The sequence below is a fragment of the Perspicuibacillus lycopersici genome, assembly GCF_025660475.1.
In the GTDB taxonomy this organism is placed as follows: domain Bacteria; phylum Bacillota; class Bacilli; order Bacillales; family Caldibacillaceae; genus Perspicuibacillus; species Perspicuibacillus lycopersici.
In genome coordinates, this window is the sequence record NZ_JAOUSF010000007.1 from 15,832 (window position 1) to 29,353 (window position 13,522).

17 protein-coding genes are annotated in these 13,522 nt (G+C 36.7%); all 17 read right to left on the reverse strand.

Annotated elements, in window-relative coordinates; all coding sequences use genetic code 11:
* Window positions 1-128: 128 nt before the first annotated feature.
* Complete coding sequence (gene gndA / locus OEV98_RS16810) at window positions 129-1,535, reverse strand: NADP-dependent phosphogluconate dehydrogenase (RefSeq protein WP_263074516.1); 1,407 nt, start codon at window positions 1,533-1,535, stop codon at window positions 129-131.
* 57 nt (window positions 1,536-1,592) lie between these two features.
* Window positions 1,593-2,990, reverse strand: a complete 1,398-nt coding sequence (gene uxaC / locus OEV98_RS16815) for a glucuronate isomerase (protein WP_263074517.1) — start codon at window positions 2,988-2,990, stop codon at window positions 1,593-1,595.
* A 134-nt stretch (window positions 2,991-3,124) separates the two neighbouring features.
* Complete coding sequence (locus tag OEV98_RS16820) at window positions 3,125-4,219, reverse strand: Gfo/Idh/MocA family protein (protein WP_263074518.1); 1,095 nt, start codon at window positions 4,217-4,219, stop codon at window positions 3,125-3,127.
* Window positions 4,220-4,521: 302 nt separating this feature from the next.
* Window positions 4,522-4,914, reverse strand: coding sequence for a 30S ribosomal protein S9 (gene rpsI / locus OEV98_RS16825; RefSeq protein ID WP_263074519.1), 393 nt, complete (start codon window positions 4,912-4,914; stop codon window positions 4,522-4,524).
* Between the two features lie 23 nt (window positions 4,915-4,937).
* Complete coding sequence (gene rplM / locus OEV98_RS16830; protein WP_263074520.1) at window positions 4,938-5,375, reverse strand: 50S ribosomal protein L13; 438 nt, start codon at window positions 5,373-5,375, stop codon at window positions 4,938-4,940.
* A gap of 338 nt (window positions 5,376-5,713) precedes the next feature.
* Complete coding sequence (gene truA, locus OEV98_RS16835; protein ID WP_263074521.1) at window positions 5,714-6,451, reverse strand: tRNA pseudouridine(38-40) synthase TruA; 738 nt, start codon at window positions 6,449-6,451, stop codon at window positions 5,714-5,716.
* A gap of 50 nt (window positions 6,452-6,501) precedes the next feature.
* The gene (locus OEV98_RS16840; protein ID WP_263074522.1) at window positions 6,502-7,299 is read right to left on the reverse strand and encodes an energy-coupling factor transporter transmembrane component T family protein; all 798 of its coding nucleotides are present in this window, start codon (window positions 7,297-7,299) and stop codon (window positions 6,502-6,504) included.
* Window positions 7,296-8,165 carry an energy-coupling factor ABC transporter ATP-binding protein gene (locus OEV98_RS16845; protein WP_263074523.1) on the reverse strand — a complete coding sequence of 290 codons (870 nt, stop codon included), beginning with the start codon at window positions 8,163-8,165 and terminating at the stop codon, window positions 7,296-7,298. Before OEV98_RS16845 ends, OEV98_RS16840 begins: the two co-directional genes overlap by 4 nt.
* Entirely contained in the window at window positions 8,141-8,980 is an 840-nt protein-coding gene (locus tag OEV98_RS16850; protein WP_263074524.1) for an energy-coupling factor ABC transporter ATP-binding protein, read from the reverse strand. Before OEV98_RS16850 ends, OEV98_RS16845 begins: the two co-directional genes overlap by 25 nt.
* 653 nt (window positions 8,981-9,633) lie before the next feature.
* Window positions 9,634-9,996 carry a 50S ribosomal protein L17 gene (rplQ, locus tag OEV98_RS16855; RefSeq protein WP_263074525.1) on the reverse strand — a complete coding sequence of 121 codons (363 nt, stop codon included), beginning with the start codon at window positions 9,994-9,996 and terminating at the stop codon, window positions 9,634-9,636.
* 54 nt (window positions 9,997-10,050) lie between these two features.
* Complete coding sequence (locus OEV98_RS16860; RefSeq protein ID WP_263074526.1) at window positions 10,051-10,995, reverse strand: DNA-directed RNA polymerase subunit alpha; 945 nt, start codon at window positions 10,993-10,995, stop codon at window positions 10,051-10,053.
* 176 nt (window positions 10,996-11,171) lie between these two features.
* On the reverse strand, window positions 11,172-11,561 hold the full coding sequence (gene rpsK, locus OEV98_RS16865; RefSeq protein ID WP_263074527.1) for a 30S ribosomal protein S11: 390 nt from the start codon (window positions 11,559-11,561) through the stop codon (window positions 11,172-11,174).
* Between the two features lie 25 nt (window positions 11,562-11,586).
* Entirely contained in the window at window positions 11,587-11,952 is a 366-nt protein-coding gene (rpsM, locus tag OEV98_RS16870; RefSeq protein WP_263074528.1) for a 30S ribosomal protein S13, read from the reverse strand.
* Between the two features lie 22 nt (window positions 11,953-11,974).
* On the reverse strand, window positions 11,975-12,088 hold the full coding sequence (gene rpmJ / locus OEV98_RS16875; RefSeq protein WP_000868344.1) for a 50S ribosomal protein L36: 114 nt from the start codon (window positions 12,086-12,088) through the stop codon (window positions 11,975-11,977).
* Window positions 12,089-12,123: 35 nt separating this feature from the next.
* On the reverse strand, window positions 12,124-12,342 hold the full coding sequence (infA, locus tag OEV98_RS16880; RefSeq protein ID WP_040372572.1) for a translation initiation factor IF-1: 219 nt from the start codon (window positions 12,340-12,342) through the stop codon (window positions 12,124-12,126).
* Window positions 12,320-12,652, reverse strand: a complete 333-nt coding sequence (locus tag OEV98_RS16885; RefSeq protein ID WP_263074529.1) for a KOW domain-containing RNA-binding protein — start codon at window positions 12,650-12,652, stop codon at window positions 12,320-12,322. Before OEV98_RS16885 ends, infA begins: the two co-directional genes overlap by 23 nt.
* A 178-nt stretch (window positions 12,653-12,830) precedes the next feature.
* Window positions 12,831-13,478, reverse strand: coding sequence for an adenylate kinase (locus OEV98_RS16890; RefSeq protein WP_263074530.1), 648 nt, complete (start codon window positions 13,476-13,478; stop codon window positions 12,831-12,833).
* Window positions 13,479-13,522 lie beyond the last annotated feature (44 nt).

Below are 13,522 nucleotides of genomic sequence, written 5' to 3' on the forward strand. Positions count from 1 at the left end.
GCTCCCCTCAGGCAATTATATTTTGTACATCTACTATATCTAGAACAAAGGAAATTTTCAAAATTATTGTCTTAACAAAAAAAGCAGTCTTTGAAAATACTTCAAAAACTGCCTGATTGATCTAATCATTAAAACCAATTGGTATGGAACACGCCATCTTTATCTTTCCTTTGGTACGTATGTGCACCGAAATAGTCACGTTGTGCTTGGATTAGATTTGCAGCCAAGTCTTCTGAACGGTAGCTATCAAAGTACGCAATTGCACTAGCAAAGGTAGGAACCGGAATACCATTTTTAATCGCAATAGAAACTACTTCACGTAATGCACTTTGATATTCTTCGACAATTCCTTTGAAATAAGGATCCAATAATAGATTCGCAATTTCTGGATCACGATCATATGCATCTTTAATTTTTTGTAGGAATTGTGCACGAATAATACATCCTCCGCGCCAAATCATAGAAATTTCACCGTAGTTTAAATTCCAATCGTATTCAGCAGATGCTGCACGCATTTGTGCAAATCCTTGTGCATAGGAACAAATTTTACTCATATACAATGCTTTTCTTACTGCTTCAATTAATTCTGCTTTATTGCCAGTATAGCTTTCTGTTTTCGGACCTGATAACAGCTTGCTTGCTTTCACACGTTCATCCTTCAAGGCAGAAATAAAGCGTGCAAATACTGATTCGGTAATAAGTGGAAGTGGAACACCTAAATCAAGCGCATTTTTGCTTGTCCATTTTCCAGTTCCTTTTTGACCAGCAGAGTCTAAAATAACATCAACAAGCGGTTTCCCTGTTTCTTCATCCATTTTCGTGAAAATATCTGCTGTAATTTCAATTAAATAGCTATCTAGCTCCCCTTTATTCCATTCAGAGAACACTTCGTGAAGCTCTTTTGCATCTAATCCGAGAACATTTTTCAAAATGAAATAAGCTTCTGATATTAATTGCATGTCTCCATATTCAATTCCGTTATGTACCATTTTCACATAATGACCAGCACCATTTGGTCCGATGTATGTAACACATGGTTCGCCATTTACTTTTGCAGAAATAGCTTCAAAGATTGGAGCAACTAGCTCATATGCTTCTTTTTGTCCACCAGGCATCATGGAAGGTCCTTTTAATGCTCCTTCTTCTCCACCAGATACACCAGTACCGATGAAATGAATTCCTGTTTGATCTAATTCCTTATTACGGCGTATTGTATCTTCAAATAATGTGTTACCACCGTCGATTAAAATATCGCCCTTTTCCAAGTATGGCTTTAATGATTCGATGGTTGCATCTGTAGCGGCACCTGCTTTTACCATCAATAAAATTTTTCGTGGTTTTTCTAAAGAGTTTACAAATTCTTCAATGCTATAGCCAGCAACGAAATTTTTACCCTTTGCTTCATTTTCCATAAATTCCTTTGTTTTTTCAGGGGAACGATTAAATACCGCCACACTATATCCTCTGCTTTCAATATTTAACGCAAGGTTTTTCCCCATAACCGCTAAGCCGATAACGCCTATTTGTTGTGTCATGTTGTTTGTTCAATTCCTTCCTACTTAATATATTTTCTTCCATCTACTGGAACCCCATTAAATGGAAAAATAATTTTTAGCATTTTCATAACAAATACGTCTAATGTACTTCCCTAACAATGCCTTATCATTCGGAACTTTACCTTCTTCAACCCAAGTTCCTAACAGATTACATAATATCCTTCTGAAATACTCATGTCTAGGGAAAGATAGAAAACTTCTGGAATCTGTTAACATTCCAACAAAATTACTAATCAATCCAATGTTCGCGAGGATTTTCATTTGGTCTTCCATACCATCAATTGTATCATTAAACCACCAAGCCGTCCCAAACTGAACTTTACCCGGGATTTCGGCGCTTTGGAAATTACCTGCCATTGCAGCTAATACATGATAATCTCTAGAGTTCACACTATATAAAATAGTTTTCGGTAATTTATTTTCACTTTCTAGTGTATCCAAAAATTTGGATAATTTATCTGCTATTAATACATCACCTATCGAATCATAGCCTGCGTCAGGACCTAACAATTGATACATCCGGGTATTATTATTTCTTGTTGCACCTAAATGGAATTGCATTGCCCACCCTTTTTCGGCATATAGCTCTCCGAGTGTAAGCAATGTATATGTTTTAAATTGTTCTACTTCTTTTGGCGATAGTATTTCCCCATTCAACCGCTTCTGGAAAATTACAGAGACTTCCTCTTTGGTAGCATTTTCGAAAAACATAACACTAATACCATGATCAGAGCTTCTGCAGCCTAGTTCATCAAAATAATTGACACGACTTGCAAGCGCGTCAAGAAATGCTGGATAAGATCCAATCGATTGATTTGTTATTTCTCCTAATTTTTCTACCCATGGGAGAAAATCTTCTTTTTCAATACTTAATCCCTTATCTGGTCGAAAGGATGGAGACACGTTAACGGAGAAGCCTTCCTTTTTCAATTTAATATGACTAGCTAAGTCATCTGTTGGATCATCCGTTGTTCCTACAAATTCTACCTTAAATTTTTCTAATATGGAACGAACCTTTAATTCAGGTGTTGCCAACTTTTGATTGGCTTCCTTCCAAATTTTATCTGCACTCGCCTCATCTAACAATTCATCTATTTCAAAATAACGTAATAGCTCTAAGTGTGTCCAGTGATACAATGGATTTCCGAATGTATTCGGTATCGTTTTTGCCCATGCGATAAATTTTTCGTAATCGCTCTTTCCACCCGTTATGTATTCCTCTTCAATTCCGTTTGCTCTCATTGCTCGCCATTTATAATGATCCCCTGCTAGCCAAATTTCTGCTAAATTGGAATAGCTTTTATTCTCTAATATTTCCTTTGGAATTAAGTGATTGTGATAATCAATAATTGGCAAACCCTTCGCAACATCATGATACAATTCTCTAGCAGTTTTATTATACAATAAAAAATCATCGGTAATAAATGTTTTCAATTTGTTCTCCTCCAACATATGATAAAATATTGTCTAATTTTGTTCGTTAATTTGTTTGGTAAACAAATTAACGTACTTGCAAAAGCCAACACATCTCCTTTTGTTTGACTTTTGCCTCTGTTTTCTTGATATGTTTATCTTTGATTAATCGCATGATGCCCGGAGACTACCATTGCCTTTTCCTGCGCAAGTAAGCACAATTCTGCTGCTTTAAATACATGCTTCTGGGACATTGCATTCTCCGTTCGATGGATGCAATCTAATATTAGCTGACCAAAATAAGGGAAGCCTACTTTTCCACTGAGGTCAAAATATTGTTCGCCATCTTTGTTTACTAAAAATAAATGATCCCCAGTCTCTCCCCTAGCAACATCTATATACTTTCGAATTTCAATTGTACCTTCTGTTCCCGTTATAAAGGTTCTTCCATCTCCCCAAGTGCGTAATCCATCTGGTGTAAACCAATCGACTTTAAAAAAGAATGTTGCACCATTATCTCCAACGAGTGTTGCATCCCCATAATCCTCTAATTCTGGATACTCCGGATGATGATAATTTCCTACTTTACTATGTAGAATAGTAGCATCTGCACAATCTGCATAATATAAAAATTGTTCTATTTGATGACTACCAATATCACAAAGTATTCCACCGTATTTTTCTTTTATAAAAAACCAATCCGGTCTGCTAGGAGCATTCAGGCGGTGTGGGCCAAAACCCGTAACTTGAATGACACGACCAATTGCCCCTTGTTTAATTAAGTCACCAGCAAACACTGCTGATTCAACATGAAGACGTTCACTAAAATACACCATATACTTTTTCCCTGTACGCTCCGCTACTGCCTTTGCTTCCTCTAATTGCTGCAATGTCGTAAACGGTGTTTTATCTGTAAAATAATCCTTCCCTGCTTCCATCACTTGAATCCCTACGCTACTTCGCTCCGATGGTATAGCAGCTGCTGCTACTAATTTTACTTCTGGATCATTTAAAATCTCCGCTAAGGAAGCTGCAGGACGCACCGTTGGAAACGCTTTAATAAATTCCTTAACTCTTTCTGGATCTGCGTCATATACCCATTTCAATGTAGCCCCCGCTTCTACTAAACCATTACACATGCCATAAATATGTCCATGATCTAAACAAGCTGCTGCTATCGTAAATTCCCTTGTTTTTACAACCGGATTTGGCTTTCCTTTCGGAGCATACGTCATTCCATCCTTACTCATCGAACATTCCTCCTGTTTGAAATGTACATTAAGAACCAATCTCTACTTTTACCTCAATTTTAGCATAATGAATCAAAATCTTTTGACTCATCTTCTCCTCTTTTGTAATAAAATTGACTGAGAATGCTTTTTTTGTTTTGGGCATTGGTTGGTAGATACATGATAGTTAACCTGGTTTTTGACATTGAGGGAATAACACCCCCCTATAATGAAATTAGATTCCATTTTTATTCTTTCTAAAATAAACAGATAAAAAAAGACCCCCAAAGCAAGAGCTTTGAGAGCCTTTTGAAAACGTAAAATTAACGTTTTGAGAACTGAGGTGCACGACGAGCGCCTTTAAGACCGTATTTCTTACGTTCTTTCATACGAGCGTCACGAGTTAATAATCCAGCACGTTTTAATGTTGGACGATATTCAGGATCAGCTTGTAATAATGCACGAGCAATACCGTGACGGATAGCACCAGCTTGACCAGTGTAACCTCCACCACTAACATTTACTAATACATCATATCTTCCTACAGTTTCAGTTGCAACAAGTGGTTGTTTAACAACTTCACGTAATGCTGCAAAAGGAATGTAACTTTCGATATCACGATCATTGATAACGATTTTTCCGTCACCAGGTACTAAGCGAACACGTGCAACAGAACTTTTACGACGACCAGTTCCGTAATATTGTACTTTAGCCAAAATATTTTCCCTCCTCTATTAGATTAACCGCGTAACTCGTAGTTTTCCGGTTGTTGTGCTTGATGTGGATGTTCAGCTCCTGCATATACATGCAATTTCTTGAACATTTGACGTCCTAAAGAACCTTTTGGAAGCATACCTTTAATTGCAAGCTCCAACATTCTTTCAGGATAGTTTGTACGCATTTCATTAGCAGTTCTTACTTTTAAACCACCTGGATGTAAACTATGACGATAGTAAAGTTTGTCAGTTAGTTTTTTACCTGTTAATTCAATTTCAGAAGCATTTAAAATAATAACATGATCTCCAGTATCAACATTTGGTGTGAAAGTTGGTTTATGTTTACCGCGTAAGATCGAAGCGACTTCAGAAGCTAAACGACCAAGCGTTTTGCCAGATGCATCGACAACATACCATTTGCGTTCAATTTCTTTTGGCTTTGCCATGTAAGTAGTACGCATTAATTACCCTCCTAATTTCAATAAAGATTGTTTTATATCGTAACACAATAAGTTTCCGGGGCTTATCATGGATAAAAACAATGTACCATATGATATGATAACTTTTTCAACCCCTTATGTCAAGGGAATGTTACACTCGGAAACGTTGTTATAACAAAAAAATAGCTAGAAAGTTTTCCCATCTTTTAATTTTTGGATTTCATTGGAAAATGTCACTAAGCATCTTCCAGACTGTAATGCCGATAGAATAAATTGGCAGAGCCATAACTCATTCAAGTACTCATTGCCTTCCTATTGTCTCCATCGTATCTAAAGCTACATCTTTAAAACAGCTATACTCAATAAAATACTTTCCACAAGTAAAGTCCGTGACCAGGAACTGTTTTTCCAGCTAAGGAACGGTCTCTTCCTTCGAGAATGGCTGGAATATTCTCAGGCTGTAATTTTCCTGCACCTACTTCTAGCATCGTTCCTACGATAATCCGAACCATGTTATAGAGAAATCCATTTCCACGGATTTGAAAGACTAACTCTTCAGCTGTTTCTATAAGTGTAAAGCTTTCGATTGTACGAATATGATCTGTCACAGACGTTTTTGCAGAGCAGAAGCTTGTAAAATCATGGGTCCCTTCCAATATCTTCATAGCCTGTTTCATCTTTTCTAAGTTTAATGGAAATGGATAATGATACGTATAATTTCGTAAAAAGGGATCGCGCTCTTTTTTTCTTAAAATTCGATAACGGTATTCTTTCCCATGGTTTGAGAACCGTGCATGAAAGTCATTTGCCACATATTGTGCATGTAAAATGACAATATCCTCAGGGAGTAGCGCATTCAACGCCATTACCCAGCGGTCTTCTCCCATAAAAATACTACTATCAAAATGAAAGACTTGCCCCTTCGCATGGACATTTGCATCAGTTCTACCAGATGCATATATTTTTACCTGCTGATTTTTATGCATCTTCGCTAATACTTGCTCAATCTCCCCTTGAACCGTGCGTTTGTTTGGTTGTACTTGATACCCTTGAAAATGCGTTCCATCATATGCCACAATACATTTAATTCTTTTCAATTCCATACCCCATTTACTTCTATAGTTGGAATATATTCATCTTTATGATGCTATGAACGAAATACATACAATAATCCACCTAAAAGAATGACTAATAAAGCGGCAAGCGTATCCATGCCTTTCCACTTTAATAAGCGATATTTCGTTCTTCCTTCCCCTCCACGATAACCTCTAGCCTCCATCGCAATGGCTAGCTCCTCAGCACGTTTAAAGGCACTAATAAATAATGGAATTAATAGCGGGACAACCGATTGTGCACGTTTTTTTAGCGAGCCCTCAGAAAAATTTACTCCTCTAGCCATTTGTGCCTTCAAAATTTTATCCGTTTCATCCATTAACGTAGGTATGAATCGAAGGGCGATGGACATCATTAATGCCAATTCATGAACAGGAAACCGTAGTTTTTTTAAAGGGTTGAGCAAGCTCTCCATTCCATCTGTAATATCGATTGGACTTGTTGTTAATGTTAATAGTGAAGTAATTAGCACTAATAGGAAAAAACGTAATGAAATAAAAATCGCTTGTTGTAAACCATGCTCATAAATTTTTATCCAACCAAACGTAAAAATAACGTCTCCTTCTCGTGTAAAGAAAATATGGAGAAAGAATGTAAATAAAATTATCCAAAAAAGAAAACTTAGGCCATTTAATAAAAATTTTATTGGAATTTTTGATGCAAAAATGGAAGCAAACGTAAATAATACCAATATCCCATAGGTTAAAAGATTATTCGCTAAAAAGATGACGCCTATAAAGAGTGTAATTACCACTAGCTTTGCTCGAGGATCCATCCGATGGACAAATGATTCCATCGGTAGATAACGGCCAAAGATCATTTTTTCCATCATAAGCCATTCCCCCGTTCAAAGAAATGTTGAATATTTTTCACCAAATCCTGCAAGGAAAGGCTAGGATCGGCTATTCTCTTGCCAATTTTTTCTTCCAGCTTTAATTGAAATCGAACCGTTTCTGGCACGTCTAATCCTAGATCTATTAATTCCTTAGGGTTAGAGAAAATATCATGTGGCGTCCCTTGTTTATAAACAGTGCCCTTATGCATCACGATGATATGATCTGCATATAAGGATGCATCCTCCATACTGTGGGTTACTAGCACAATGGATATCCCCTGCTCCTTACGTAGCTTGTCAAACATGGTCATTATTTCTGTTCTACCACGTGGATCAAGACCTGCTGTGGGCTCATCTAAAACAAGTACATTAGGATTCATTGCTAATACCCCTGCAATTGCAACACGACGCATTTGTCCACCAGATAGATCAAACGGCGATTTTTCTAATATGTCCTCCGATAGGCCAACTTGCAAAATTACCTCTTTTGCCTTCTTTTTTGCTTCCTCCATTGGCACACCAAAATTCATAGGACCGAAACAAATATCCTTTTCCACTGTTTCCTCAAACAGTTGATGTTCTGGAAACTGAAAAACGATACCAACACGCCGTCGAATTTCCCGCAATTTTTTCTGCTTCTTTTCTGAGGAAATGATTGTATCGCCAATTTGGATTTCACCAGCAGTTGGCTGCAAGAGCCCATTGAGATGCTGGAGAAGTGTTGATTTTCCAGAGCCTGTATGACCAATTATCGCCGTATAGCTATTGGATGCAATGGAAACATTAATATCATAAATTGCACGGTGTTCAAAAGGTGTATTTGCTTGATATGTATAGGCTAAATTTTTTGTTGTAATTTCCATAAGTAATCCACCAACTTATCCTCTTGTAGCATTGAATCATCAATCCCGAACCCATGCTTAATTAACTGTTTTGCAAGTTTATGGGTAAAAGGAATATCTAATCCAAGTTCTACTAGTTTTTCATCTAATGCAAAAATATCTGTTGGATTCCCCGTATGAAAAACTTCTCCCTGGTTCATAATCATAATTCTATCTGCTCGAGCAGCTTCCTCTAAATCATGGGTAATCGAGATTATTGTAATATTATCTTCCTGTTTTAGCTGTCTAATCGTCTCTAATACTTCATTCCGACCTCTAGGATCAAGCATTGATGTAGCTTCATCCAAAATGATGATTCTCGGACGCAAAGCAAGCACGCTGGCTATTGCAACCCTTTGCTTTTGACCACCAGATAGATGGTGTGGCTCTTGATCAAGAAATTCACCCATATTTACTTTTTCTAAAGCATCTTGAACTCGAACAACCATTTCTTCCCTTGGAATGCCATGATTTTCTAAACCAAAAGCCACATCATCCTGTACAGTTGTCCCTACAAATTGATTATCAGGATTTTGAAATACCATCCCTACCATATCGCGTATATCCCAAACAGTATCATCACTAAGATTTATATCATTTATGTATACTGACCCTACTTCTGGAAAAAGAAGACCATTCATTAATTTAGCAATTGTCGATTTTCCAGAACCGTTATGACCAACAATTGCTAGCCATTCTCCTTCATAAACCGAGAATTGTACATTCTTTAATGCCAATGGACTGTTTTCATCATATCGATAGGAAACATTTTGAAATTGAACAATCGATTTATTCATAATCTCCATCCTTTTAGCTTAACATCAATAAAATAGCTTTCTCTTATGTACTATAGCATGTAGCTGGATATATGTTAAAGGCTGTTTTCTCAAGGACTGTTGTTTATTCATGAGATAGGATTATTAAATGAGATACCGAGCAGATGGAATACACGAATACTCCCGCGGGAAAGCAAGACAGGGGAGACCCCCAGGAACAAAAGCGATGAGGAGACTCACCGCTCGCAGGAAGACCAAGTGTATTCCGTCTATTGTCCTCTTTTTAGAAAAAGCAACATTCTATACGAAAACAGCCATATTAAAGATTTAAATTAGCTTTCCCAATAATTCTCTATAAATAAAAAAAGCCTGCACCCCTTCCATGCAGTCTATTTTTATACAATATAAAAGAATTGGAAAGGCATTTTTATGCACTTGCGTACAATTGCTCTAACCTATGGAAAGGGGTACTAGAGCTAGACGAAGGTTTTCCCCTCATCGTAACACTCGCCTTTTTATTTTCGAAAAAACATAGTAAAAATCAGATTATTAAAAACGGAAAATGGTAAAAGAAAAGGGCAAAACCAGTATGAAAACTGTACTGCCCTTTTTTTAAACGTTGAATAAAAAAAGGTAAAACTAGTATTTAAACAACGCTAGAATTCATTTGTCTCTTACACAAGTTCGATAATAACCATTGGTGCACCGTCACCACGGCGAGGTCCTACTTTAAGAATACGAGTATACCCACCTTGACGTTCTTCATAACGTGGTGCAACTACGGAGAATAATTTTTGTAATGCATCTTGATTATTTTCCGCATCAGCAACTTCTTTACGAACGAATGATGCAGCTTGACGACGAGCATGAAGATCTCCACGTTTTCCTAAAGTGATTAACTTTTCAACTACGGAACGAACTTCTTTCGCGCGTGCTTCAGTTGTTTCAATACGCTCGTTGATAATAAGATCAGTTGCTAGATCACGAAGCATAGCTTTTCTTTGATCACTAGTACGTCCTAATTTTCTGTATGGCATGTTGTTTCCCTCCTTTATGAAGATTCATTTCTTCATAGTTAAACATGATGTTTATCAATCGTCTTTACGTAGACCAAGACCTAAATCTTCTAATTTAGCTTTTACTTCTTCTAAGGATTTACGACCCAAATTACGAACCTTCATCATATCTTCTTCCGTTTTATTCGCTAATTCGTGAACAGTATTAATACCAGCACGTTTTAGACAGTTATATGAACGAACAGATAGATCTAATTCTTCAATCGTCATTTCAAGTACTTTTTCTTTTTGGTCTTCCTCTTTTTCTACCATAATTTCAGCGTGTTGTGCCTCATCAGTTAAATCAACGAAAATATTCAAATGTTCCATTAGAATTTTTGCACCTAAAGAAATAGCCTCTTTCGGGCCAATGCTTCCGTCAGTCCAAACTTCAAATGTAAGCTTGTCATAGTCCGTTGATTGTCCCACACGAGTGTTTTCAACATAGTATGAAACACGTGAAACCGGGGTATAGATCGAATCAATAGGTATAACACCAATTGGTTGATCCTCTTTTTTATTTTCATCAGCAATCGTATAGCCTCGACCACGTTTTGCTGTAAGTCTCATACGAAGATTACCGTTTTTTGCAAGCTCAGCAATGTGTAAATCTGGATTTAAAATTTCCACATCACTATCGTGAGTAATATCAGCTGCAGTTACAACTCCCTCACCTTGAATATCAATCTCTAACGTTTTATCTTCATCTGAATAGATTTTTAACGCTAGTTTTTTCAAGTTCAAAATAATAGTCGTTACATCCTCTACGACGCCTTCGATAGTTGAAAACTCATGTAGTACTCCATCTACCTGAATAGATGTGACAGCGGCACCTGGGAGTGAGGATAGCAGAATACGACGTAAGGAGTTACCCAAAGTTGTACCATATCCACGCTCAAGCGGCTCTACAACGAATTTCCCGTACTTGGCGTCTTCGCTGATCTCAACTGTTTCAATTTTTGGTCTTTCAATTTCGATCATTCAAATTACCCTCCTTCAAAACGTCGAAACCCCGGTCAGATTTAAGCATAAGCTCTAACCGAAATTCCCCCATATAAGTATTCCCGTTTGTGCACAACATTTAGGTTTTCTATATTTTAATAAATAACCATATCATAACCCATTATAGACAATGATACAAAATCTATACACTAAAATTATACACGACGACGTTTTGGTGGACGGCAACCATTATGAGGTACTGGAGTTACATCTTTAATCGCAGTAACTTCAAGTCCAGCAGCTTGTAAAGCACGAATAGCAGCTTCACGACCTGCACCAGGACCTTTAACATTAACCTCTAAAGTTCTCATTCCATGTTCCATAGAAGTTTTTGCTGCAGTTTCAGCAGCCATTTGTGCTGCAAATGGTGTAGATTTACGAGAACCTTTAAAACCAAGAGCACCTGCACTTGACCATGAAATTGCGTTTCCATGTACATCAGTAATGGTTACAATTGTATTATTAAAAGTAGAACGAATATGAGCTACTCCAGCTTCAATATTCTTTTTCACACGGCGTTTACGAGTATTAGTTTTACGAGCCATAGTAATCAACGACCTCCTTTACTTATTATTTTTTCTTGTTAGCTACTGTTTTACGAGGACCTTTACGTGTACGAGCATTGTTTTTCGTATTTTGTCCACGAACAGGTAAACCTCTACGGTGACGCAATCCACGATATGAACCGATTTCCATTAAACGTTTAATGTTAAGTGAAACTTCACGACGAAGATCCCCTTCAACTTTTAATTTATCGATAATATCACGAATTTTATTTAATTCATCTTCTGTTAAATCACGAACACGAGTATCTTCAGAAACACCAGCTTCAGCTAAAACTTTTTCAGCTGTTGGTCTGCCAATTCCAAAAATATAAGTTAAAGAAATAACCACTCGTTTGTCGCGTGGAATATCAACACCTGCAATACGTGCCATTAAAGTGCACCTCCTTCAATAATTATCCTTGTTTTTGTTTATGTTTAGGGTTTTCACAAATAACCATTACTTTTCCGCGTCTGCGAATGACCTTACATTTTTCGCAAATCGGTTTCACAGATGGTCTTACTTTCATAATTATTCAAACCTCCTTACTAATCGGAGCATAATTTATTTAAAACGATACGTAATTCTTCCTCTTGTTAGATCATATGGTGATAATTCAACAGTAACTTTATCACCAGGTAATATACGAATAAAATGCATACGAATTTTACCAGATACATGAGCAAGAACCGTATGACCATTTTCCAATTCTACTTTAAACATCGCGTTTGGTAAAGTTTCAGTAACCGTACCTTCCACTTCAATTACATCGTCTTTCGCCATTAAAATCGTCTCCCTTCTCTTCAGTCAAGTACTCCGAACGAAACTTATTTAAAGCATACCGAAGTTTCCCATTTGTAACTCGACCGGTTTGTAAAATACTATCTCTTACTTCAGGGGAAACATATGAACATAGTAATAAATGATTCATATTTTTTTGCTTTGGAATATCAACGCTACGTTTATCTCCATCCGCAATAAAAACGAAAGAATCATTAATATGTTCAATAATGATTGCAATTTGTCCGGCATCTCGACCCTTTTTTACTAGCACAAAACGACCAATATGTGCTCCTGAAACAGGATCTATCAATATTAATCACCCACGAATAGGTTTTATAAACGTGCACCCAAAAAAATATTATACTCCTTTAAGGAAAAAATTTCACCTTTAAAGTAAATATATTTTATGGAAATAAAAACCAAATATAGTTTTCCGGTATTAGCGATAATGGTTTGAGATTAACTATCTAAAAATAAAATACGTAGTTTTATAATTTAGAAAGCAACTCATCGATATCAGCAAAAACTTTGTCTATATCTTGAAGGCCGTTAATGGTTTTTAAATATCCTTTATTAGCATAGAAATCTAATAATGGTTGTGATTGTTTAATGTTAACTGCTAAACGATTTTCAACGGTTTCTGCATTATCATCGGCACGTTGGTAAAGCTCTCCGCCACATTTATCACAAATATTTTCCTCTTTTGGAGGATTGAATACTAAGTGATAAGTAGCGCCACAAGATTTACAAATGCGACGACCTGTTAAACGTTCCATCAATACATTTGCATCAACATCAATATTAATACAATAGTTTATTCTCTTATCTAACTCAGACAAAATTACTTCTAAACTTTCCGCTTGAGGAACCGTTCTAGGGAATCCATCAAGTAAAAATCCAGAACTGCAGTCATCTTTACTCAAACGATCACGAACAATACCAATAGTAATTTCATCTGGTACTAATTCGCCTTTATCCATGAAAGATTTTGCTTGTAATCCTAGTTTTGTTTCATCTTTAATCGCTTGACGAAACATATCACCAGTAGATATATGAGGAATATGGTATTTTTGTACAATTCTTTCTGCTTGGGTACCTTTACCTGCGCCAGGTAATCCCATTAAGACCAAATTCACAGCTATTCCCCCTCAAAAAATTAGGATTTTAGGAACTTCTCAGA